Raw genomic sequence first — 20,117 nt, 5'->3', positions numbered from 1 at the left:
GCGGGTGCGGTTTACAACCGGCCGTAAAACGTCAGGCGGGCCGTTTCCGACAGGGCGATGCCGGGCGCGGTATTGTAGGCCAGCACCGCCAGCATGCGCGTGACGTCGCCTTCTGTGGGCGTCACGCGATGCAGTGAATTTCGCCCACGAAACAGTACCAGGTCACCGGCATCCATAGCCAGTTCATCGACGGGGTGCTGTTCATCGAGCACCGCGGCCACGCCCGCGTAATTCATTTCGCCCGCATCAGCATCCCGCAGGTCTTTCACATACTGAAATCGTCCACCGCCCAGCGGTTTCTGCACCAGCAACGTGATGGCAAACGAGGAGTTATCAAAATGCCATCCCAGCTCTTTACCCTGTGGCGCATAGTGCAGGTTAATCGAAGACAACGGGTCGGCGTAGGGATACAGCGCCTCTTCGTCCAGCACTTCGCATAAGAAAGACTGAAACAGCGCATCGTCATACAGCTGACGCAGCGGGGAATCCGCTGCAATCATATCGTCCGTAATGCACCCTTTGGTGCTGTTTACTTGGCGGTTGCGTGGATGGCTGTCGCTGAAGCCGGCATCCGTTTTCATCAGGTAAACGTTGTGCTGACTGACAGTGTAATAAGCCCGATCGCGCTGCGCATTGCCTTCTGCGACGATGGCCTGCAGGGCGGCAGGCTGCAAAAAATGACGCAACACCAGCGCGCCGTGTTGATTAAGTTGCCTGCGACAGTCTTGACGCCAGGCGTGGTCGGTCAGAGGATGTAAGTCAGTACGTACCAGGGCTTTGGGCATCGTCGCGGTCTCATAATGAATGAATTGTCACACTAGCCTGCCCGGCATCAGCTGAATACCAATAAATCGTTAATACCCTGATAAGGAATGCTTAATGCCCAACCCGTCATCGCGCTTGCCTAAAATCAACGTGATTCAGTCATTTAAAGTGGCTGCGGAAACCGGCAGCCTGACCAGGGCCGCGGCACAGCTGGCCTTAACCCCTGCGGCGGTGAGTCAGCAAATTCGCCAGCTTGAAGATCATCTTGGCTGCGTCCTGTTTTTACGTACGCAACAGGGCGTGATGCTGACGGAGACGGGCAAGCAGTATCTTCGCTATGTCACGGAAGCCTTTGCGGTTCTCCAGCTTGGTCAGCGTAACATAGGATGCACTGAGACCGCCGCACAGCTTACGCTTTACACGCTGCCGGCGCTGGCGTCGAAATGGCTGTTGCCACATCTGTGCCGCTGGCGTGAACGCTGTCCGGATGTCAGTCTTTCCTTACATGGCACGCATGCGGAGGTGGATTTTGCTCAAACGCCGGCCGACTTTGTGATGTGTTTCGGCGAGGAGGCGTATCCCAGACTGAATAAAGCGTATCTGTTTCATGATGAGGTGCTCCCGGTCGCCAGCCCGCGGCTGATCGACGCCTTTTCCCGCGAGGATCTGTTACGGCATGCGCCGCTGATTCATCTCGACTGGGGCAAAGAAGGGCGCTTTTTGCCAGACTGGTCGGGCTGGTTTGAGGCGAAAGGAATGGCTGTGCCAGCAGCCCGACCAGCCATGACCTTTAACCTGACCTCGCTGGCGATTGATGCCGCCGTGGCCGGCGCTGGTGTGCTGCTGGGACAGCGCCGGATGATCGCCCATGCGCTGGGCCGGGGCGAACTGGTCATTGTTGATGCGCTCGCGTTGCCGCTCAGCAAGCCCTATTATCTGGCCTGGCCGAATCGCACGCTGAACCAGCCTGGCGCAGAGGCAATGATCGCCTGGTTAGGCGAGCTCGCCGCCCTGTAGGAAGGCGTAGGGGTTGCAGTTGAGCGCTTTCGCGGCGTGAAGCGTTAGACTCAGGCCTCCCGGCCTTAACATATGACTGCTCCGCCGGGCTTAGCTCATCAGACTGACCTGCGCTGCCACGATGCGCCAGCCCTGCGGAAACTTCACCCAGGTCTGTTGCTGACGGCCAATTTTCTCGGTGCCCGCCCGGGTAAATTCGGTGCTGCACACCGCATACGCGTCACCAAACGTGGTGATCACCGTATTGCGCAGCATGCGGTCCAGCCCCGCTGACGGTCTTGCCGCGCGAAACGCGCGGATTTCATCAATGCCGTACAGGTTCTCGCCAGCGCCTAAGCGCACGGTCCGCGGATCGTGCCAGAACAGCTCATCCAGGACGGCAATGTCGTTGCCCGTCAGCGCCTTTTCATAACGGTAGAACGCGGCGGTAACGGCGTTCAGCACCTCGGGAAGATTAATCGCGTCAGTATTCATTGTGCTCCTGCCCTGCGGGTGGGCGAAAATGTCAGTCCTTGTTGTTCAAGGGCACAGGCTGCGCGTAAGACAGCCTGTTCGTTAAAGGGGGCGCCAATTAACTGTACGCCAATCGGTAAACCGCTCGCCGTCGTCATCGGCACAGTACAGACGGGAAGTCCAAGGAAGGAGATCGGCTGCGTCAGCATGCCCATGCTGGCCTTCGTCGGCAGATTCTGCCCGTTAATGGCAATCGTTTCCTGACCAATTAACGGCGCGCTACATGGCGTGGCAGGGGCGATAAGCACATCGTACTGCGCAAACAGCGGGACGACCTGCTGCTGAAAGTGGCGGCGGAAGCGCTGGGCCTGAACATACCATGCCGCGGGCAGCATCGCACCAGCCAGCAGGCGTTCACGCGAATGGGGCTCAAACAGGTCGGGCTGCTGACGCAGCGCAGGCAGGTAATGATTGCCGCCTTCAGAGGCGGTCATAATAAAGGCGGCCGAGCGCGCTAACTCAGCCTCCGCGATTACCACGTCGTCCTGAGCCTGTAACGCCTGCGCCACCTGTAATTGCGCCGCGCGGGCATCATCATTACACCAGGTCGAAAAGAAGCCGCCCAGTACGGCGCAGCGCAAATCCTGTGCACCGTTTTTCAGCTGCGGTAAGGTGGCTGCCAGCGGGCGATCGGCCTGGAAGGCATCCGTGCTGTCGTGCCCTTGCAGCAGATCGTAAACCAGGGCCAGATCGTCCACCCGACGGGCAAAGGGACCGATATGATCCAGACTGGCGACAAACGGATGGCTGCCGCTGCGGGATAAGCGGCCAAAAGTCGGTTTCAGGCCAAAAATCCCACACAGGGAAGCCGGGACGCGGATTGAGCCGTTGGTGTCCGTCCCCAGCGAGAAAGGCACCAGTCCCGCTGCCACGGCGGCGGCCGAACCGCCGGATGAGCCGCCCGCAATGCGCGCCAGATCATGCGGGTTGTGCGTCGCCCCGTAGTGGGTATTTTCGGTGGTAAAACCGTAGGCATAGGCATCCATGTTGACCATGCCGGAAAGCAGGGCACCGGCCTGCTGAAGTTGGGTGATGGCAAAGGCATCCCGGGTTGCGGCCGGACGCTGACGAAACAGTCTGGCCCCCGCCAGGGTAGTGTACCCCTGCACGTCAAACAGGTTTTTTACCGCATAGGGAATGCCCGCCAGCGGCGGCAAGGTCTCGCCGCGCAGGCGTTGCTTGTCTATCGCATCCGCTTCCTGCACCATCCGCGTTGCGGTGATATCCGTCCAGGCATTAAGCTGCGGATTCTGTTTCTCAATCGCGGTCAGTGTCTGCTCCGCCACTTCACGGGCGCTGATATCACCGTGCTGAATCGCCTGCTGAAGTGCCTGAATGGAAACCTCGTCTGGTCTCATGCTTTGTACACTCCTGCGACTTCGAGCCGGTCGTCCAGCGGATAAGCCATCAACGGGGCCGCCATATCGGCAATGCGCGTCATCTGTTGTAGCAGGGCGACACGGCGATCTTCGTCCAGTTCCACGTTCAGGATTTGCTCCATTTGGGCAATATAGGCTGCCCAGTCACTCTGATTCATGATTTACTCCTGTCAGAAACCGGCGGCGCTGCCGTTGCTGCGCGGATCGCTTGCGCCTTCAAACATACCGTTGTTGTGACGAACAATGGCACCTGCATGGCCGACGGCCTCACTGTAGGCCGGCAGCGACTCCACGTCATGTCCTAACGCACGTAGCGCCTCCAGGGTGTCGGGCGCGAAGCGACTTTCCAGTTTGAGCGAGTCCGACAGCTGGCCCCAGGTCCGCCCCAGCAGCCAGCGAGGTGCGCTAACGGCCTGCTGCAGCGGCAGGCGCTGAATAACATGGCGGGTAAAAATGGCTGCCTGAGTTTGCGGCTGGCCATCGCCGCCCATGGAGCCGTATACCATGGTGCGACCATCCTTCAGGCGTGCGGCGGCAGGATTCAGCGTATGGAAGGGTTGTTTACCGGGCGCCAGCGCCAGCATATGGTCGGGATCGAGGCTAAAAGCCGCGCCCCGGTTTTGCCAGACAAGTCCGGTGCCGGGCACCACTACACCGCTGCCAAACTCATGATAAATACTTTGGATAAAGGAAACGGAAAGCCCGCTGCTGTCCATCACGCCCATCCAGACGGTATCGCCAGGCCCGCGACCGGTTCCCCAGGGCGCGGCGCGATCATCCTGAATCTGGCTGGCGAGGGTGGCGAGGGTTTCGCCGTCAAGCAATGCCTGCAGATCCTCAACCACATGGCGGGGATCGGTAATATGCTGATCCCGAAGGGCAAACGCTTTTTTGGTGGCTTCGACGATACGGTGGATCGTCTGCACCTCATCTGCGTTCGCCATGTCCAGATGATCCGTGATGCCCAGTATGGCCAGCGACACCATACCTTGTGTCGGTGGCGTGATATTCCAGATATCGCCTTCGCTGTGGCGAATATGGAGCGGCGTGACGCGGCGAGCCCGTTGCTGCTGTAAATCGGCCAGGGTGATGGGAATGCCCAGATTGACCATTTCTTCCGCAAGGTGCTGTGCCAGCGTGCCGCGATAAAAACTGTCCAGACCTTCTTCGCTCAGCAGGCTCAATGTACGGGCTAAATCAGGCTGGGTGAAACGGCTGCCTTCCGCTGGCACATCGCCGTCCGGTAAAAACGTGGCGGCAAAGCCAGGCAGATGCTGTAGCTCGTCGCGCTTCGTCCGCGTCGCCGCGGCTTGTGAGGCGGTGACGGGAATGCCATCGGCAGCATAGCGAACAGCATCGCGGAGTAAGCGCGGTAAAGGCAGGGTGGTTCCCCCCAGTTCTGCGGACAGGTCCAGTGCCGCCTGCCAGCCGCTCACCGTGCCCGCCACCGTCAGGGCCGCTTTAGGCCCACGATGCGGGATATGGGTTTCCCCCTTATAGAAGTCAAAATTCGCCAGCGAACCCGCTCTGCCACTGCCATCAATGCCAACCGGATCGCCTTTGCCTGGCATGATCAGCCAGAATCCGTCTCCGCCCAGCCCATTCATGTGCGGATAGACCACCGCAATCGTCGCCGCGGCGGCCACCATGGCCTCAATCGCGTTACCCCCTTCCCGCAGTACCGCCAGCGCACTTTCACTGGCCAGATGATGCGGCGTCACGGCCATGCCTAACGGGGCCAAAATGCTCTGAATCATGCTCTTCTCATTCTGTTTTTCAGGGTACAAAGCAAAAGGTTAAGCAAGAGCCGTTCCAGTTTTTAAGAAGACAACGTCTCTGGACAGGTTTATCTGGCCCAAATTATGCTAGCTTCTGTGGCAATCCCGCGATTGAAACAAAAGTTACAGGACCTGAATGAAACAGCTTGATGAGCGACTCAGAACGCATTACCCCCAGCTTTCGCCGCAGGAGCAGCGTATAGCCGACTTTATTTTTGACCACTTTGATGACCTGATTAGCTATAACAGTGCCGAGCTGGCACGCCTGAGCGGTGTCTCAAAAGCCACGGTGAGCCGACTGTTTAAGCGCCTGGGCTATGACAAATATAAAGACATGCGCGATGAGCTCCGTACCCTGCGCCAGAGCGGTATGCCGTTAACGGATAACCGGGATGCGGTACAGGGAAATACCCTGCTGTCGCGGCATTACAAGCAGGAAATGGCCAATCTGACACAATGGGTTAACAGCATTGATCCCCAGCAATTCGCCGATGTCATCGCCCAGCTGGCGCAGGCAAAACGTATCTATATTGTTGGCATGCGCAATGCCTATCCGGTGGCGCTGCATCTGCGTCAGCAGCTCATTCAGACGCGTGCTCAGGTGCATATTCTGCCCCAGCCGGGCCAGACGCTGGCAGAGGATTTGGTGGACATCACGCCGGAGGACATGGTGGTCGTGATTGCGTTTCGCCGCCGCACCCGCATTATTCAGCCGTTAATGCAGCAGCTGCAAAGCGCAAGGATTCCGGTACTGGCGCTGTGTGAGCCCCAGGCGCAGAGCGTGATTTCACTGGCGCGCTGGCAGTTTTGCGCCCCGCTGGACAGCGTCTCCGCCTTCGACAGCTACGCCTCGGCCATGAGCCTGGTGAACCTGCTCGCCAACGCCCTGCTGCATGAATTACTGGCGCTGGGGCGGCCGCGTATTCATCAGATTGCCGATCTTTATCAGCACCTTGATGAGCTGGAGCACCGTTAGCAGGCACCATTTTGGTGCTTTGCCCCTTTTTGGATCGTCTCCCGGGGTGACTCGGGAATCGCATCACGCTTAGTAAAAGCCGCCATTTCAGCGTTAATCCGCATTTATCCCCCACCCGTTGCGTTGGCACATTAGTTGCAGAATGCCAATCATAAGAATCTTTTGTTTCACATAATCTCACCGGGGTGCATAATGAAAAAAGTATTAATGGCCGTTGTCGCGGCAGCCGTACTGATGGCACAGGCAGGCAGCGTGCTGGCGGATCAACTGCAGGACATCCAGAAACGCGGCGTACTGCGGGTGGCAGTGCCGCAGGATTTCCCACCGTTTGGCTCCGTGGGGACCGATCTGCAACCGCAGGGCTATGACATCGACATGGCAAAGTATCTGGCCAAACAGATGAAACTTAAGTTGCAACTGGTGCCGGTCAGCAGTGCCAACCGTGTGCCTTATCTGCAGACGGACAAGGTGGATCTGGTGATCTCCAGCATGGGGAAAAATCCTGAGCGTGAAAAGGTAATTGATTTCAGCCGGGCTTACGCGCCGTTCTTTCTGGGCGTTTTTGGACCTAAAGGCGATCATCTGAAAGATCCCGCGGCGCTGAGCGGCAAGTCGGTGGGTGTCACCCGTGGTGCGGTGGAAGATATGGTGCTGAGCGAGGTGGCGCCGAAAGACGCGCAGGTGAAACGTTATGAAGATAACAACACCACGTTATCAGCCTACCTCTCCGGACAGGTGCAGTATGTCGCTACCGGCAACCTGGTCGTCGCAGCCATTACGCGTCAGAACCCGGCTAAAGCCCCTGTTGCGCAGTTCATGCTGAAAGACTCGCCGTGCTATATCGGACTGAAAAAAGACGAGCCGGCACTGAAAGAGAAAGTGAATGCGCTGATCGACCAGGGCATTAAAGACGGCACGCTGAACAAAATGTCCGAAGAGTGGCTGAAAGCGCCGCTGCCAGCCAACCTGGGCGCATAAGGACGGGGCAATGACCGGGCAACTTAATTTCCCTGCATTATTGCCGTACTGGCCGGAGTTGCTCTCCGGCCTGTGGGTAACGATCCAGTTAACGGTGCTGGCGACGGTCGGCGGCGTCAGTATCGGCATTATCGGCGCGGCGCTGCGCAGCGGTAAACCCAGTTGGTTAAGCCGCCTGTGGGGCATCTATGTCGAACTGATTCGTAATACGCCGTTTGTGGTGCAGCTGTTCTTTATTGTGTTCGGTTTACCCAACCTGGGGCTGAAACTCACCGCAGGGGAAGCCGCACTGCTGGCGATGCTGGTTAATCTGGGTGCCTACAGCACGGAAATTATCCGGGCGGGCATTCAGGTCACGCCAAAAGGGCAGTGGGAAGCCGGTCGGGTGCTGGGATTAACGCGCAGCCAGACCTTTCTGCGCGTGGTGTTGCCACCGTCGCTGCAACGGATTTATCCGGCGCTGGTGAGTCAGTGCATCATTGTGATGCTGGGATCGTCGGTCGTCTCGCAGGTCTCCTACGAGGAGCTGACCTTTGCCGCCAACCTGATTCAGTCACGCACGTTTTTGAGTTTCGAAGTCTACTCGGTGACCACGTTGATCTACCTGGCGTTGTCGATAGTAATGCGTCAGCTGCTGCTGGCGATTGGCCGCAAGTGGCTGGGGGTGCAGGCATGATGACAACCTTTACCGACTGGGACATCGTGCGCAACCTGCTGCTGGCCGCGCGCTGGACGATTGCCCTGTCGCTGGTGGCCTTTTTAGGCGGTACGCTCGTGACGTTACCTCTGCTGTTTTTACGTCTGTTAAAGCGTAAATGGCTGACGCGAATCATTCGCGCGTACACCGAGCTGTTCCAGGGCACACCGCTGCTGATGCAGCTGTTTCTGGCTTTCTTTGCCGTCGGGCTGTTTGGCATCGACGTTGCGCCCTGGACCGCTGCGTCGCTGGCGCTGACCTTTTATACCAGCGCCTATTTGCTGGATATCTGGCACGGCAGTATTCAGGCGCTGCCAAAAGGGCAGTGGGAAGCGTCACGCTGCCTCGGCCTGAACTTTGGTCAGACGCTCACGCGGGTGATTGCGCCTCAGGCGATCCGCATTGCGATTGCCCCGACAGTGGGGTTTGCCGTGCAGGTGATTAAAGGCACCGCGCTGGCCTCCATTATCGGATTTGTCGAGCTGACCAAAGCCGGCACCATTTTGAATAACGTGACCTACCAGCCGTTTAAAGTCTTTGGGCTGGTGGCACTGGGCTACTTCCTGATGTGTTATCCGCTGTCGCGTTACAGCCAGTATCTGGAGAAAAAATTCAATGCCGCTCATCACCATTAATCAGGTCCAGAAGTATTACGGCACCAACCATGTTTTGAAGGGCGTGGATCTGGATATCGATATGGGAGAAGTGATCTCGATTATCGGTCGCAGCGGTTCCGGCAAAAGTACACTGTTGCGCTGCATGAACGGGCTGGAAGGCTATCAGGATGGAAGCATTAAACTCGGCGGCATGACCATCACCGACCGCGACTCACAGGCGCGCGAAATCAGCCGCTCCGTAGGGATGGTATTTCAGAACTTCAACCTGTTCCCACATATGACGGCGCTGGAAAACGTCATGCTGGCACCGCGTCGGGTTCTGAAAAAAAGTCAGGCCGAGTGCCGCGAACTGGCAGCCCGTATGCTGGAAAAAGTGGGGCTGGGCGAGCGGCTGGATTATTACCCGTCCAGCCTGTCAGGCGGACAGCAACAGCGCGTAGCCATTGCCCGCGCACTGGCCATGGAACCCCGGGTATTACTGTGTGATGAGATCACCTCAGCCCTGGACCCGGAGCTGGTCGGCGAAGTGCTGAAAGTGCTGGAGCAACTTGCCGCCGAAGGCATGACGTTAATTCTCGTCACCCATGAAATGAACTTCGCCCGCGATGTGGGCGATCGTGTGGTCTTTATGCATCAGGGGCGCGTCTGGGAACAGGGGGACAGCAAAACACTGTTTGCCCATCCGCAGACGGCGGAGCTAAAGCAGTTTATTTCCTCTGTGCGTCTGTGAGTGCTTAACAAGGAATTCACTATGGATATCTCTCAATTTTCGCAAATTAATCCGCCTCAGCGCCTGTTAATGGGCCCCGGTCCGATCAATGCCGATCCGCGTGTGCTGCGCGCGATGTCGAGCCAGTTGCTCGGACAATATGATCCGGCGATGACCCATTACATGAATGAAGTGATGGCGCTCTATCGCGGCGTGTTCCGCACCGAAAACCGCTGGACGCTGCTGATCGACGGTACCTCACGCGCCGGTATTGAAGCGATCCTGCTGTCGGCGATTCGCCCTGGCGATAAGGTGCTGGTGCCAGTCTATGGCCGTTTTGGTCATCTGCTGTGTGAAATCGCCCGTCGCTGCCGGGCCGATGTGCACACCATTGCGGTGCCGTGGGGAGAGGTGTTTACGCCCGATCAGATCGAAGATGCGATTAAAAAAGTAAAACCGCGTTTGCTGTTGACCGTACAGGGCGATACCTCAACCACTATGCTGCAGCCGCTGGCGGAGCTGGGGGCGATCTGCAAAAAATATGGTGTGCTGTTTTACACCGATGCCACGGCATCGCTGGCGGGCAATGCGCTGGAAACCGATGCATGGGGCCTGGACGCGGTGTCCGCCGGCATGCAGAAATGCCTGGGTGGCCCGTCCGGAACTTCGCCGATCACGCTGAGCGATGAGATGGCAGCGGTGATCCGCCAGCGCAAATGCGTAGAGCAGGGGATCCGCACGGATGCGCACCAGGATGGCGATGACGAGATGATCTACTCCAACTATTTCGATCTCGGCATGATCATGGATTACTGGGGCCCGGAACGCCTCAATCACCACACTGAAGCGACCAGCGCCCTGTTCGGCGCGCGTGAATGCGCGCGTCTGATTCTGCAGGAAGGGCTGGATAACGGGATTGCGCGCCACAAGCTGCACGGCGAAGCGATGTTAAAAGGCATTCAGGGGATGGGGCTGGAAACCTTTGGCGATCTCAGCAACAAAATGAGTAACGTGCTGGGCGTAGTGATCCCTCAGGGCGTCAATGGCGATGAGGTCCGTAAGCTGATGCTGGAAGATTTCGGCATTGAAATCGGCACGTCGTTTGGTCCGCTGCATGGCAAAGTCTGGCGCATCGGCACGATGGGTTACAACGCGCGCAAAGACTGCGTGATGCAAACCCTGGCCGCGCTGGAAATGGTGTTGTCGCATGTCGGTTACCGCACGCCACAGGGCGCGGGCTCGCAGGCGGCATGGAACCACTACGGGAGCCATGCATGATGATGAATGCCAGCGAGGCTCAGGTTGCCGCCCGGCGCGTGATGGCGCGCTGTGATGCGCTGGCTGAGATCAGTGAAAGCGAACAAGGGCTGACACGGGTTTATCTGTCGCCGGAACACCTGCGTGCCAACGCGCGCGTCGGTGAGTGGATGCAGGCCGCCGGTATGACGGTCTGGCAGGATGAAGTCGGCAATATCTGCGGCCGCTACGACGCGGCCCAGCCTGGCGCACCTGCGCTGCTGCTGGGCTCGCATCTGGACACGGTTCGTAATGCGGGCCGCTATGACGGCATGCTGGGCGTGCTGAGCGCGATTGAAACCGTGCAGTGGCTCCACGATCGCCAGCGTCGCCTGCCCCTGGCCATTGAAATCATCGGCTTTGGTGATGAAGAAGGCACGCGTTTTGGCATTACCCTGCTGGGCAGTCGCGGCATTACCGGCACCTGGCCTGACAGCTGGCCGACCCATCCTGACGGCAATGGCATTACGGTGGCACAGGCGATGCAGGATGTCGGCCTGGACGCCAGCCAGATCTCACGCGCCGCTCGTAACGTCAGCGACATCGTGGCCTATCTTGAACTGCACATAGAGCAGGGGCCTTGCCTGGAGCAGGAAGATCTCGCGTTGGGTGTGGTTACCGCGATCAACGGTGCCCGTCGCCTCAATTGCTGTTTCACCGGTGAGGCCGGTCATGCCGGAACCGTACCGATGGCGCATCGTAAAGACGCGCTGGCCGCTGCCGCAGAGTGGATGGTATTCATCGAGCATACCACGCGCGAGCAGACTTCACCGCTTGTCGCTACGGTGGGCACGCTGAACTGCGCGCCGGGCGCGGTGAACGTCATTCCGGGGGAGGTGCATCTGTCTCTGGATGTGCGTGGACCCGAGGACGCGCCGCTTGAATCGTTGCTGTCCTCGTTGCTGACCCAGGCGGAAGCCATTGCACTGCGTCGCGGTTTAACCTTTAGCGCGCAGGAGTATTACCGTATCGCGGCAACGGCCTGCGATGCCGGATTGCAACAGGCGCTGAGCCACGCGGTAGAAACCGTTCAGGGACGCTGCCTGGCGCTGCCCAGCGGGGCGGGTCATGATGCTATTGCCATTGCAGAGCGCTGGCCGGTGGGGATGCTGTTCGTGCGTAACCACCGCGGCATCAGCCACCATCCGGCAGAATCGGTGAATGAAGCCGATGTCGCGCCAGCGGTTCAGGCCTATTTGCAGACGATTTGCCTCCTTGCGGAGCAGCATTAATATGGATCTGGATACCTTTAACCAGTTACCGGAAGCCGCTGCACAGCTTGCCCTGTCCCACTGCGTTGCGCTGCCGCACTGGCAGCTGGCGCTGGTGGCGGCCCGCCCGTTTCACAGTCTTGATGCCCTGCTGACTGAAGCACAACGGCTGACACAGGACTGGCAGGAGGACGATCTGAATCAGGCGCTCTCCGCTCATCCACGTATCGGGGAAAAGGCGCAGGGCAATGAGAAGGAAAAACAGTTGTCGCGTAGCGAACAGGTGGCCATGCAACACGCAGACGACGCGTTACATCAGGCCATGGTGCGGGGCAATCAGGCATATGAGGCGCGCTTTAACCGGGTATTTTTGATTCGGGCCAAAGGACGCAGCGCACAGACGCTGCTTGATGAACTCACGCGGCGGCTGGACAACAGCCCGGAAACCGAGCAACAGGAAGCCCTGGCGCAGTTGCGGGAAATCACCCTGCTGCGCTTAAAGGAGAGTTTTTCATGAGCACCATCAGCACTCACATTCTGGATACGGCGCTGGGAAAACCCGCGCCGGGCGTTGCCATGTTGCTGGAACAGCACACGGCACAAGGCTGGACTCCCTGTGCACAAGGCGTCACAGATAACGATGGTCGTCTGAAGGATCTGACACCTGAGCCACTTGCGTCTGGGCAGTATCGCCTCACGGCAGATATTGGCGCCTACTTTCGCGCGGACGGACGGGAAACCTTATACGTCAGCGCACAAATTGATTTTGTCCTCACGGAAAGCGGCAGCCATTACCACTTGCCCTTTTTGATATCCCCCTGGAGCTGGTCCACCTATCGCGGCAGCTGACGGGTCTATCGGGCGCAGCTTTTTTTTCGCTGCGCTTGAAAGCTAATGGCTATCAATACCTTCGGCCCATCCGACTATATTCCTGCTAACGCCAGGGTTATCTTAGCGATGACAATGTGAAGGCAACGGAGCCGATAATGAGCACGCCAAAAGATAATGATGTAGCCGCTTCAGGTAAATGTCCCTTTCATCACGGTAAATCGGAAGAAGAAAGCGTTCTGGCTCGTGGAGCCGGTAGTGGTACCAGCAATCGCGACTGGTGGCCAAATATGCTGCGCGTGGATCTGCTGAACCAGCACTCCAACCGCTCTAATCCCCTCGGCGAGAACTTCAACTACCGCGAAGAGTTCAGCAAACTGGACTATTCCGCACTGAAAGCCGATATCCGGGCGTTGCTCACCGACTCCCAGTCATGGTGGCCTGCCGACTGGGGCAGCTACATTGGTCTGTTCATCCGCATGGCGTGGCACAGTGCCGGCACATACCGCACTATCGATGGCCGTGGCGGCTCCGGTCGTGGTCAGCAGCGTTTCGCGCCGCTGAACTCCTGGCCTGACAACGTCAGCCTGGACAAAGCCCGTCGCCTGCTGTGGCCGGTCAAACAGAAATACGGCCAGAAAATTTCCTGGGCCGACCTCTATATTCTTGCGGGTAACGTTTCGCTGGAAAACTCAGGTTTCCGTACCTTTGGTTTTGGTGCCGGTCGTGAAGACGTCTGGGAACCGGATATGGACGTGGACTGGGGTAACGAAACCGAGTGGCTGGCCCATCGTCATCCCGAAAGTCTGGCTAACGCCCCGCTGGGCGCAACCGAAATGGGGCTGATCTACGTGAACCCAGAGGGGCCTGAAGCCAGCGGCGATCCGGCGTCTGCCGCGCCAGCGATTCGCGCCACCTTTGGCAACATGGGCATGAACGATGAAGAGATTGTCGCGTTGATCGCAGGCGGGCATACGCTGGGTAAAACCCACGGTGCGGCGGCGGCCAGCCATGTTGGCGTCGATCCGGAAGCGTCACCCATCGAAGCTCAGGGCTTTGGCTGGAACAACAGCTACGGCAGCGGTGTCGGTGCCGATGCGATTACGTCGGGTCTGGAAGTCGTCTGGACGCAGACGCCAACGCAGTGGAGTAACTACTTCTTTGAGAACCTGTTTAAATATGAGTGGGTGAAAACCCATAGCCCGGCAGGGGCCATTCAGTATGAAGCCGTTAACGCAGAAGCCATTATTCCGGACCCGTTCGATCCTGAGAAAAAGCGTAAACCCACCATGCTGGTTACGGACCTGACGCTGCGTTTTGATCCGGAGTTCGAGAAAATCTCTCGTCGTTTCCTTAACGATCCGCAGGCCTTTAACGAAGCCTTCGCCCGCGCCTGGTTTAAACTGACGCACCGCGATATGGGGCCAAAAGCACGTTACATCGGGCCAGAAGTGCCGAAAGAAGATTTACTGTGGCAGGATCCGTTACCGCAGCCGACTCATCAGCCCACGCCAGCGGATATCAGTGAGCTGAAGGCGAAAATCGCGGCGTCAGGTCTGAGCGTGAGCCAGCTGGTTTCAGCGGCCTGGGCGTCGGCATCAACCTTCCGGGGTGGCGACAAACGTGGCGGAGCGAACGGTGCCCGTCTGGCCCTGGCACCGCAGAATAGCTGGGCTGTGAACGCCAGCGTGATTAACGACGTGTTACCGAAACTGCAGCAGATTCAGCAGGAATCCGGCAAGGCCTCGCTGGCTGACGTCATCGTCCTTGCGGGCAGCGTCGGTATCGAAATGGCCGCCGCCGCTGCGGGCGTGGCCGCGCAGGTCCCCTTTACGCCAGGTCGTGTGGATGCTCGTCAGGATCAAACCGATGTCGAATCCTTTAACGTGCTTCAGCCGCTGGCGGACGGGTTCCGTAACTACCGTCGCGTGAAAGGCGGCTCGTCAACCGAAACCCTGCTGCTGGACAAAGCACAGCAGCTGACGCTGAGCGCGCCGGAACTGACGGTGTTACTGGGTGGTCTGCGTGTGCTGGGGACCAACTTTGACGGCAGCCATCATGGCGTCTTTACTGACCGCGTCGGCGTCCTGAGTAACGACTTCTTCGTAAACTTGCTGGATATGCGCACCGCCTGGCGTGCGACCGACAGCAGTGAAGAGATCTTTGAAGGCCGTGACCGTCAGAGTGGCGAAGTCAGGTTCAGCGCCACGCGTGCCGATCTGGTGTTCGGTTCCAACGCCATCCTGCGCGCCCTGGCGGAAGTCTATGCCAGCAGCGATGCGAAACAGAAGTTTGTTACTGACTTCGTGGCGGCCTGGACAAAAGTAATGAATCTGGACCGTTTCGATCTGCAATAACTGACTGAAGCGCCCCCGGCCTGGCCGGGGGCGCTTTTATTCTGCCAGCGTAAAGCCATCCGCATCGCGCCACGCCGGAAACCGCTCGCGATAAGCCTGCAGATCGGCAAGCGACAGCGACGTCTCAACCTTACCTGCCGTAAAGGGCTCACCTGCAGCCAGCACCTCGCCTTGCGGTGAAATAATTCGGCTGTCCCCACTGTACTGATGTTGGTTGCCATCGCTGCCCACGCGATTGCAGCCCGCGACAAACGCCTGATTCTCAATCGCCCGGGCCAGCAGTAGCGCCTGCCAGTGCAGCGCGCGCGGCGCAGGCCAGTTGGCCACATACAACGCCAGATCGTAGTCATTTTGGTTGCGCGAAAAGACCGGAAAGCGCAGGTCGTAACAGATTTGCGGCAAAATGCGCCAGCCGCGCCACTGAATCACCGTGCGCGCCGTGCCCGCGACATAATGCTGCTGCTCATCCGCCATGCGAAACAGGTGTCGCTTGTCATAGTGATGCAGCGTGCCATTCGGCTCAACCAGCAAAAAACGGTTCACGGCACCCGCTGGCGTTTGTATCGCGGCACTGCCGCCCACCAGCGCATTCGTGCGCTTCGCATGACGGTGTAGCCATGTCACGACCTGCTGTTGCGGCAGGGCCTGCTGTGCAGCCTCCATCGCAAAACCGGTGGTGAACATCTCCGGCAGAATAATCACATCCCGGTCTGTCATGTCAGCCAGCAGATTATCGAAATGGCGCAGGTTAGCCTCGCCATCCATCCACGTCAGCGGCGCTTGCAACAACGTAATGGCTAAAGACGACATAAGCGCTCCGCTGCGGCGTCGAGCGTCGCTTCCTGTTTTGCAAAGCACAGCCGGATCAGTTTGTGTGGGAAAGGCGCTTCACAGAAGACCGACAGCGGGATCGCGGCCACGCCCACTTCGCGCGTCAGCCACTGGCAAAACTGCACGTCATCCAGCGCCGATATAGCGCTGTAGTCCGCCAGCAGGAAGTAGGTGCCTTCGCACGGTAAAATGCGGAAACGGCTACGGCTCAGTGCCTGTATCAGTCGGTCACGGCGCGCGCGATAGAAGTCGGGCAGCTCACGATAATGTTCAGGATGCTGGCGCAGCATATCAGCAATCGCCAGCTGAGCGGGTGTGTTGACGGAAAAAGTGAGGTACTGATGGATCTTGCGGATTTCTGCGCTGATCGCCGCGGGGGCGACGCAGTAACCCACTTTCCAGCCGGTCATGTGAAAGGTTTTGCCAAACGAGGAAACCGCCACCGCACGTTGACGCAGTTCGGGGTGCGCCAGCACGCTGGCATGACCGTCCCTGGCAAAACAGATGTGCTCATAAACCTCATCGCTCAGCACATAAATTTCTCGGTCGGCAATCGCCTGCCATAAGGCCGCATAGTCCGCCTGGTGCCAGACGCTGGCCGAGGGATTATGTGGCGTATTTAAGATAACCAGTCGGGTTTTATCGCTTAACAGCGCGGAGAAGGCCGGCCAGTCAACTGCAAACGTGGGCGGCTGCAGGGTGAGGCGTTTCAGTACGCCGCCCGCCAGTTGCACCGCGGGCGCATAGCTGTCGTAACTGGGATCGAAGCAGATCACCTCGTCACCCGGGCGAACCAGGGCAGTGATCGCGGCATACAGCGCTTCGGTTGCGCCTGCGGTTACGGTGATATCGCTGTTCACATCGGGACGATAGTCGTACAACGCAGCGGTCTTTTCGGCAATGGCTTCGCGTAACGGTTGTGCGCCGGTCATGGGGGCATACTGATTGGCACCCTGACTGACATGATAAGCCAGCCTGTCCTGCAGGTAGCGCGGACCATCAAAATCCGGAAAACCCTGGGAAAGATTGATGGCGTTATGCTGCTGTGCCAGCGCGCTCATCTGCGTGAATATCGTGGTGCCGAGGGCGGGTAACTTGCTCTCAGGCGTGAGGATGGATTGCGTCATGATTAGGTTGCCTTACGCGCAAAAACGGTTACGGAGAAACGCTGAGTTGCTGCCACTATAAACAGGATGCTAGTATTTGGCAATCAAGACGCTTAGACGGCTAAAAGGAAGAGTAATGTCCGATTCTCATGCTTTAGATCAGCTGGTTGCCGCCTGTCACTGGATAGGTGCGAAGGGCTGGGCGCCCGCCACCGGCGGCAATATGTCGGTGCGCCAGGATGCGCATTTCTGCCTGCTCAGCGAGTCGGGCAAAGATAAAGGCAGCCTGACGCGGGATGACTTTATTCAGGTCGACATTGCCACCAGCCAGGCCCCCTCGGGTCGCAGGCCTTCTGCCGAGACCGCACTGCACACGCTGATCTACCGCCTGTTTCCGGAGGCGGGCGCAGTACTGCATACGCACACGGTCAATTCCACCGTTCTGTCGCGCGTAGAGCAGGGCGCGGCGCTACTGCTGTACGGCTATGAGATGCAAAAGTCGCTGAGCGGTCAGTCCACGCATGAGGATACCGTGGCGATTCCGGTGTTTGATAACCGCCAGGATGTTGCCGCGCTGGCGTCAGAAATTGAAGATTATGCAGCCCGTTTTCCGCTGCGTTACGGCTTTCTGCTGCGTGGCCATGGCCTGACCTGCTGGGGCAACGATGTGGCAGAAGCGCGCCGCCATCTGGAAGGGCTGGAGTTTTTATTTGAATGCGAACGTCAACGTCGCTTGCTGGAGAAGGCATGATTAAGGCCATTGTTACCGATATTGAAGGCACCACCAGCGATATCCGTTTTGTACATAACGTCCTGTTTCCCTATGCCCGTGCCCATCTGGCCGACTATGTGCGCCAGCATCAGGCGCAGCCCGCCGTTCAGGACGCGCTCAATGCCGTGCGTACGGAGGCCGGACAGCGCGATGCCGACGTCGACAGCGTGATCGCCATCCTGTTTTCTTACATGGATGAGGACCGCAAATCGACCGGCCTGAAAGCGCTGCAGGGGATGATTTGGCGCGAGGGCTATCTGAGCGGGCGTTTTACGGGGCACCTTTATCCGGATGTCCTGCCTGCGCTCACGGCCTGGCACGCGCAAGGCATTAAACTTTATATATATTCCTCTGGCTCGGTTGCCGCGCAGAAATTGTTATTTGGCTACAGCGACGAAGGTGATATTACTGGTTTGTTTAGCGGTTACTTTGATACCCACGTGGGCGCCAAGCGCGAGGTGGCATCGTATCAAAACATCGCGGCGCAAACGGGCTTGCCGGCCGGACAATTGCTGTTCCTTTCTGATATTCATCAGGAGCTGGATGCCGCCAGACAGGCTGGCTGGCACACGTTGCAGCTGATTCGTGACGCGGCGGATGATGACAGCCATCATCGTCAGGTCGCTGATTTTTCCCAGATTAACCCGGAGTCGATTTGAAATGAGTGCACTGACCATTTTTAGCGATAGCGATCCGAGCCAGCCGTTGTGGCACAGCACCGATCCCGAGGCGATCCGTGAGCGTCTGAACGCCAAAGACGTTCGCTTCGAGCGCTGGCAGGCAGACCGCGATCTGGGCGAGAATCCCGATGCGGAAACGGTGATCAACGCCTATCAGCACGCCATTGACCGCCTGGTCGCCGAAAAAGGCTATCAGAGCTGGGACGTCATCAGTATGCGGGCAGACAATCCGCAAAAAGACGAGCTGCGCCAGAAATTCCTCTCAGAACATACGCACGGTGAAGACGAAGTGCGGTTCTTTGTCGAAGGAGCCGGGCTGTTCTGCCTGCATCTGGACGGTGAAATCCTGCAGATCCTGTGCGAAAAAAACGATCTGATCTCGGTGCCCGCAGGCACGCCGCACTGGTTTGATATGGGCTCATCCCCGCATTTCACGGCGATTCGTATTTTTGATAATCAGGAAGGCTGGATCGCCAACTTCACAGGCGACAGGATCGCCGATGCCTACCCGCGCCTGGCGTAGTCATGACGGTGCGTTCTGCAGGCGGCTGACTCAGCCGCCCGTTTTGTTTACTGTGGCTGAAAAACGCCAGCAGCCACCTGCGCCGGTGTGATCACGCCGGTATCCAGTACCCAACCACTGATGAGCGCCGCAGGCGTGACATCAAAGGCCGGATTAGAAACCTGCGCATCCGCGGGCGCCCACTGCACGCTGCCGAAGCTTCCCGACACACCGGTAACTTCACTGGCGGCACGCTGCTCAATCGGGATGGCATCCCCCGTCGGGCATTGACGATCCAGCGTGGTATGCGGCGCGGCAACATAAAACGGAATACCATGATAGTGAGCCAGTACCGCCAGGCTGTAGGTGCCGATTTTATTCGCCACGTCACCATTGGCGACAATGCGATCCGCGCCGACCCAGACAGCATCAACCTTGCCCGCCGCCATCAGGCTGGCGGCCATCGAATCCGTGATCAATTGGTAAGGCACACCCAGCTCGCCCAGTTCCCAGGCGGTTAAGCGTCCTCCCTGCAACAGCGGGCGCGTTTCATCAACCCAGACATTGTGAACGTGGCCTTGTTGATGCGCACGCGCGATAACGCCCAGTGCCGTACCCACACCCGCAGTCGCCAGACCGCCGGTGTTGCAGTGGGTTAACAACTGACTGCCGGGTTTGACCAGCGCACTGCCGGCATCGGCGATGCGATCGCACAGCTGTTTATCCTCATGCACCAGACGCAACGCTTCTTCCACCAGGCTCGTTGCCATTTCTGGCTGCGCCAGCGCCTGTTTCATACGATCAAGGTTATTCATCAGGTTCACGGCAGTAGGGCGGGCGGCCCGCAGGGTGTCCAGCGATTGCGCCAGTTGCTCGCGTGATTCCCCCTGTTCTGCCAGTAGGGCCAGCAGCAGTGATGCAGATAAACCAATTAACGGCGCGCCGCGCACCCGCAGGGCATGAATATGGTCAACCAACTGCGCCACAGTATGGGCGGGCAGCCAGTTCTTTTGCTGAGGCAGGGCCTGCTGATCCAGTATCCAGAGCTGGTTGTTGCGAACCTGTAAGCTTGTGGTTTGGAATGTCTGCATTGTCGGTGAAATCC

Annotated in this window: 22 protein-coding genes; 14 read left to right on the top strand and 8 right to left on the bottom strand. The window is 58.4% G+C overall.

The window, feature by feature from the left end; genetic code table 11:
* Positions 1-11: 11 nt before the first annotated feature.
* The gene (locus RAC60_RS13230; protein WP_039338593.1) at positions 12-785 is read right to left on the bottom strand and encodes an ArpA protein; all 774 of its coding nucleotides are present in this window, start codon (positions 783-785) and stop codon (positions 12-14) included.
* 94 nt (positions 786-879) lie between these two features.
* Between RAC60_RS13230 and RAC60_RS13225 the strand changes: the two genes are divergently transcribed.
* On the top strand, positions 880-1,782 hold the full coding sequence (locus tag RAC60_RS13225; RefSeq protein WP_205959217.1) for a LysR substrate-binding domain-containing protein: 903 nt from the start codon (positions 880-882) through the stop codon (positions 1,780-1,782).
* A gap of 90 nt (positions 1,783-1,872) precedes the next feature.
* Here the strand turns inward: RAC60_RS13225 and hpxZ are convergent, their stop codons facing one another.
* Genes hpxZ through RAC60_RS13205 form a run of 4 tightly spaced genes read right to left on the bottom strand, consistent with a single transcriptional unit; the run spans position 1,873 to position 5,431 of the window.
* Positions 1,873-2,256 carry an oxalurate catabolism protein HpxZ gene (gene hpxZ, locus RAC60_RS13220; protein WP_058702735.1) on the bottom strand — a complete coding sequence of 128 codons (384 nt, stop codon included), beginning with the start codon at positions 2,254-2,256 and terminating at the stop codon, positions 1,873-1,875.
* Positions 2,253-3,653 (bottom strand): AtzE family amidohydrolase, encoded by a 1,401-nt coding sequence (locus RAC60_RS13215; RefSeq protein WP_033738518.1) that lies wholly within the window; start codon positions 3,651-3,653, stop codon positions 2,253-2,255. The genes hpxZ and RAC60_RS13215 overlap by 4 nt, the downstream gene beginning before the upstream one ends.
* A complete protein-coding gene (hpxX, locus tag RAC60_RS13210) occupies positions 3,650-3,832 on the bottom strand; it encodes an oxalurate catabolism protein HpxX (RefSeq protein ID WP_033738521.1) in 183 nt (60 codons plus the stop codon). Before hpxX ends, RAC60_RS13215 begins: the two co-directional genes overlap by 4 nt.
* Before the next feature lie 12 nt (positions 3,833-3,844).
* A complete protein-coding gene (locus tag RAC60_RS13205) occupies positions 3,845-5,431 on the bottom strand; it encodes a gamma-glutamyltransferase family protein (protein ID WP_375093892.1) in 1,587 nt (528 codons plus the stop codon).
* 157 nt (positions 5,432-5,588) lie between these two features.
* Here RAC60_RS13205 and hpxU point away from each other — a divergent pair, with 157 nt between their 5' ends.
* From hpxU to katG, 10 genes are all read left to right on the top strand, one after another.
* Positions 5,589-6,428, top strand: coding sequence for a MurR/RpiR family transcriptional regulator HpxU (hpxU, locus tag RAC60_RS13200; RefSeq protein WP_033738523.1), 840 nt, complete (start codon positions 5,589-5,591; stop codon positions 6,426-6,428).
* Between the two features lie 192 nt (positions 6,429-6,620).
* A complete protein-coding gene (locus RAC60_RS13195; protein ID WP_006118026.1) occupies positions 6,621-7,406 on the top strand; it encodes a transporter substrate-binding domain-containing protein in 786 nt (261 codons plus the stop codon).
* Between the two features lie 10 nt (positions 7,407-7,416).
* On the top strand, positions 7,417-8,082 hold the full coding sequence (locus tag RAC60_RS13190) for an amino acid ABC transporter permease (protein ID WP_006118027.1): 666 nt from the start codon (positions 7,417-7,419) through the stop codon (positions 8,080-8,082).
* Positions 8,082-8,738 (top strand): amino acid ABC transporter permease, encoded by a 657-nt coding sequence (locus RAC60_RS13185; protein WP_375093902.1) that lies wholly within the window; start codon positions 8,082-8,084, stop codon positions 8,736-8,738. The genes RAC60_RS13190 and RAC60_RS13185 overlap by 1 nt, the downstream gene beginning before the upstream one ends.
* Positions 8,719-9,450, top strand: a complete 732-nt coding sequence (locus tag RAC60_RS13180; protein ID WP_006118029.1) for an amino acid ABC transporter ATP-binding protein — start codon at positions 8,719-8,721, stop codon at positions 9,448-9,450. The genes RAC60_RS13185 and RAC60_RS13180 overlap by 20 nt, the downstream gene beginning before the upstream one ends.
* A gap of 21 nt (positions 9,451-9,471) precedes the next feature.
* Positions 9,472-10,707 carry an alanine--glyoxylate aminotransferase family protein gene (locus RAC60_RS13175; protein WP_006118030.1) on the top strand — a complete coding sequence of 412 codons (1,236 nt, stop codon included), beginning with the start codon at positions 9,472-9,474 and terminating at the stop codon, positions 10,705-10,707.
* Positions 10,704-11,957 (top strand): allantoate amidohydrolase, encoded by a 1,254-nt coding sequence (gene hpxK / locus RAC60_RS13170; protein ID WP_054632954.1) that lies wholly within the window; start codon positions 10,704-10,706, stop codon positions 11,955-11,957. Before RAC60_RS13175 ends, hpxK begins: the two co-directional genes overlap by 4 nt.
* 1 nt (position 11,958) lies before the next feature.
* On the top strand, positions 11,959-12,453 hold the full coding sequence (gene uraD, locus RAC60_RS13165; protein WP_324028989.1) for a 2-oxo-4-hydroxy-4-carboxy-5-ureidoimidazoline decarboxylase: 495 nt from the start codon (positions 11,959-11,961) through the stop codon (positions 12,451-12,453).
* The gene (uraH, locus tag RAC60_RS13160; RefSeq protein WP_054632956.1) at positions 12,450-12,785 is read left to right on the top strand and encodes a hydroxyisourate hydrolase; all 336 of its coding nucleotides are present in this window, start codon (positions 12,450-12,452) and stop codon (positions 12,783-12,785) included. Before uraD ends, uraH begins: the two co-directional genes overlap by 4 nt.
* 137 nt (positions 12,786-12,922) lie before the next feature.
* Complete coding sequence (gene katG / locus RAC60_RS13155) at positions 12,923-15,121, top strand: catalase/peroxidase HPI (RefSeq protein WP_033738531.1); 2,199 nt, start codon at positions 12,923-12,925, stop codon at positions 15,119-15,121.
* Positions 15,122-15,157: 36 nt separating this feature from the next.
* Here the strand turns inward: katG and RAC60_RS13150 are convergent, their stop codons facing one another.
* Both RAC60_RS13150 and RAC60_RS13145 read right to left on the bottom strand, forming a co-directional pair.
* Positions 15,158-15,931 carry an amidohydrolase gene (locus RAC60_RS13150; RefSeq protein ID WP_054632957.1) on the bottom strand — a complete coding sequence of 258 codons (774 nt, stop codon included), beginning with the start codon at positions 15,929-15,931 and terminating at the stop codon, positions 15,158-15,160.
* Entirely contained in the window at positions 15,919-17,079 is a 1,161-nt protein-coding gene (locus RAC60_RS13145; protein WP_033738535.1) for a pyridoxal phosphate-dependent aminotransferase, read from the bottom strand. The genes RAC60_RS13150 and RAC60_RS13145 overlap by 13 nt, the downstream gene beginning before the upstream one ends.
* 115 nt (positions 17,080-17,194) lie before the next feature.
* On the opposite strand from RAC60_RS13145, the gene RAC60_RS13140 reads away from it, so the two are divergent.
* From RAC60_RS13140 to RAC60_RS13130, 3 genes are read left to right on the top strand one after another with little or no spacing between them, the layout of a single operon-like run.
* Positions 17,195-17,809, top strand: a complete 615-nt coding sequence (locus tag RAC60_RS13140; protein WP_006118037.1) for a methylthioribulose 1-phosphate dehydratase — start codon at positions 17,195-17,197, stop codon at positions 17,807-17,809.
* Complete coding sequence (gene mtnC / locus RAC60_RS13135; protein WP_375093891.1) at positions 17,806-18,489, top strand: acireductone synthase; 684 nt, start codon at positions 17,806-17,808, stop codon at positions 18,487-18,489. Before RAC60_RS13140 ends, mtnC begins: the two co-directional genes overlap by 4 nt.
* A 1-nt stretch (position 18,490) precedes the next feature.
* A complete protein-coding gene (locus RAC60_RS13130; protein ID WP_006118039.1) occupies positions 18,491-19,033 on the top strand; it encodes an acireductone dioxygenase in 543 nt (180 codons plus the stop codon).
* Positions 19,034-19,080: 47 nt separating this feature from the next.
* Here RAC60_RS13130 and mtnA read toward each other — a convergent pair whose 3' ends face one another.
* Positions 19,081-20,103 carry an S-methyl-5-thioribose-1-phosphate isomerase gene (mtnA, locus tag RAC60_RS13125; RefSeq protein ID WP_162286951.1) on the bottom strand — a complete coding sequence of 341 codons (1,023 nt, stop codon included), beginning with the start codon at positions 20,101-20,103 and terminating at the stop codon, positions 19,081-19,083.
* Positions 20,104-20,117: the final 14 nt, after the last annotated feature.

This window comes from Pantoea sp. BR_17, from assembly GCF_041955125.1.
In the GTDB taxonomy this organism is placed as follows: domain Bacteria; phylum Pseudomonadota; class Gammaproteobacteria; order Enterobacterales; family Enterobacteriaceae; genus Pantoea; species Pantoea stewartii.
This window is presented reverse-complemented; position numbering and strand designations above follow the sequence as displayed.

Bases quoted from the DNA above. Each gene is read 5' to 3' on its own strand.
- mtnC (WP_375093891.1), top strand. From the start codon at position 17,806: ATGATTAAGGCCATTGTTACCGATATTGAAGGCACCACCAGCGATATC.
- RAC60_RS13175 (WP_006118030.1), top strand. From the start codon at position 9,472: ATGGATATCTCTCAATTTTCGCAAATTAATCCGCCTCAGCGCCTGTTA.
- hpxU (WP_033738523.1), top strand. From the start codon at position 5,589: ATGAAACAGCTTGATGAGCGACTCAGAACGCATTACCCCCAGCTTTCG.
- RAC60_RS13195 (WP_006118026.1), top strand. From the start codon at position 6,621: ATGAAAAAAGTATTAATGGCCGTTGTCGCGGCAGCCGTACTGATGGCA.
- hpxZ (WP_058702735.1), bottom strand. From the start codon at position 2,256: ATGAATACTGACGCGATTAATCTTCCCGAGGTGCTGAACGCCGTTACC.
- mtnA (WP_162286951.1), bottom strand. From the start codon at position 20,103: ATGCAGACATTCCAAACCACAAGCTTACAGGTTCGCAACAACCAGCTC.
- RAC60_RS13145 (WP_033738535.1), bottom strand. From the start codon at position 17,079: ATGACGCAATCCATCCTCACGCCTGAGAGCAAGTTACCCGCCCTCGGC.
- RAC60_RS13205 (WP_375093892.1), bottom strand. From the start codon at position 5,431: ATGATTCAGAGCATTTTGGCCCCGTTAGGCATGGCCGTGACGCCGCAT.
- RAC60_RS13150 (WP_054632957.1), bottom strand. From the start codon at position 15,931: ATGTCGTCTTTAGCCATTACGTTGTTGCAAGCGCCGCTGACGTGGATG.
- hpxX (WP_033738521.1), bottom strand. From the start codon at position 3,832: ATGAATCAGAGTGACTGGGCAGCCTATATTGCCCAAATGGAGCAAATC.
- RAC60_RS13230 (WP_039338593.1), bottom strand. From the start codon at position 785: ATGCCCAAAGCCCTGGTACGTACTGACTTACATCCTCTGACCGACCAC.
- RAC60_RS13190 (WP_006118027.1), top strand. From the start codon at position 7,417: ATGACCGGGCAACTTAATTTCCCTGCATTATTGCCGTACTGGCCGGAG.
- RAC60_RS13215 (WP_033738518.1), bottom strand. From the start codon at position 3,653: ATGAGACCAGACGAGGTTTCCATTCAGGCACTTCAGCAGGCGATTCAG.
- uraD (WP_324028989.1), top strand. From the start codon at position 11,959: ATGGATCTGGATACCTTTAACCAGTTACCGGAAGCCGCTGCACAGCTT.
- RAC60_RS13185 (WP_375093902.1), top strand. From the start codon at position 8,082: ATGACAACCTTTACCGACTGGGACATCGTGCGCAACCTGCTGCTGGCC.
- RAC60_RS13225 (WP_205959217.1), top strand. From the start codon at position 880: ATGCCCAACCCGTCATCGCGCTTGCCTAAAATCAACGTGATTCAGTCA.
- uraH (WP_054632956.1), top strand. From the start codon at position 12,450: ATGAGCACCATCAGCACTCACATTCTGGATACGGCGCTGGGAAAACCC.
- RAC60_RS13130 (WP_006118039.1), top strand. From the start codon at position 18,491: ATGAGTGCACTGACCATTTTTAGCGATAGCGATCCGAGCCAGCCGTTG.
- RAC60_RS13140 (WP_006118037.1), top strand. From the start codon at position 17,195: ATGTCCGATTCTCATGCTTTAGATCAGCTGGTTGCCGCCTGTCACTGG.
- katG (WP_033738531.1), top strand. From the start codon at position 12,923: ATGAGCACGCCAAAAGATAATGATGTAGCCGCTTCAGGTAAATGTCCC.
- hpxK (WP_054632954.1), top strand. From the start codon at position 10,704: ATGATGATGAATGCCAGCGAGGCTCAGGTTGCCGCCCGGCGCGTGATG.
- RAC60_RS13180 (WP_006118029.1), top strand. From the start codon at position 8,719: ATGCCGCTCATCACCATTAATCAGGTCCAGAAGTATTACGGCACCAAC.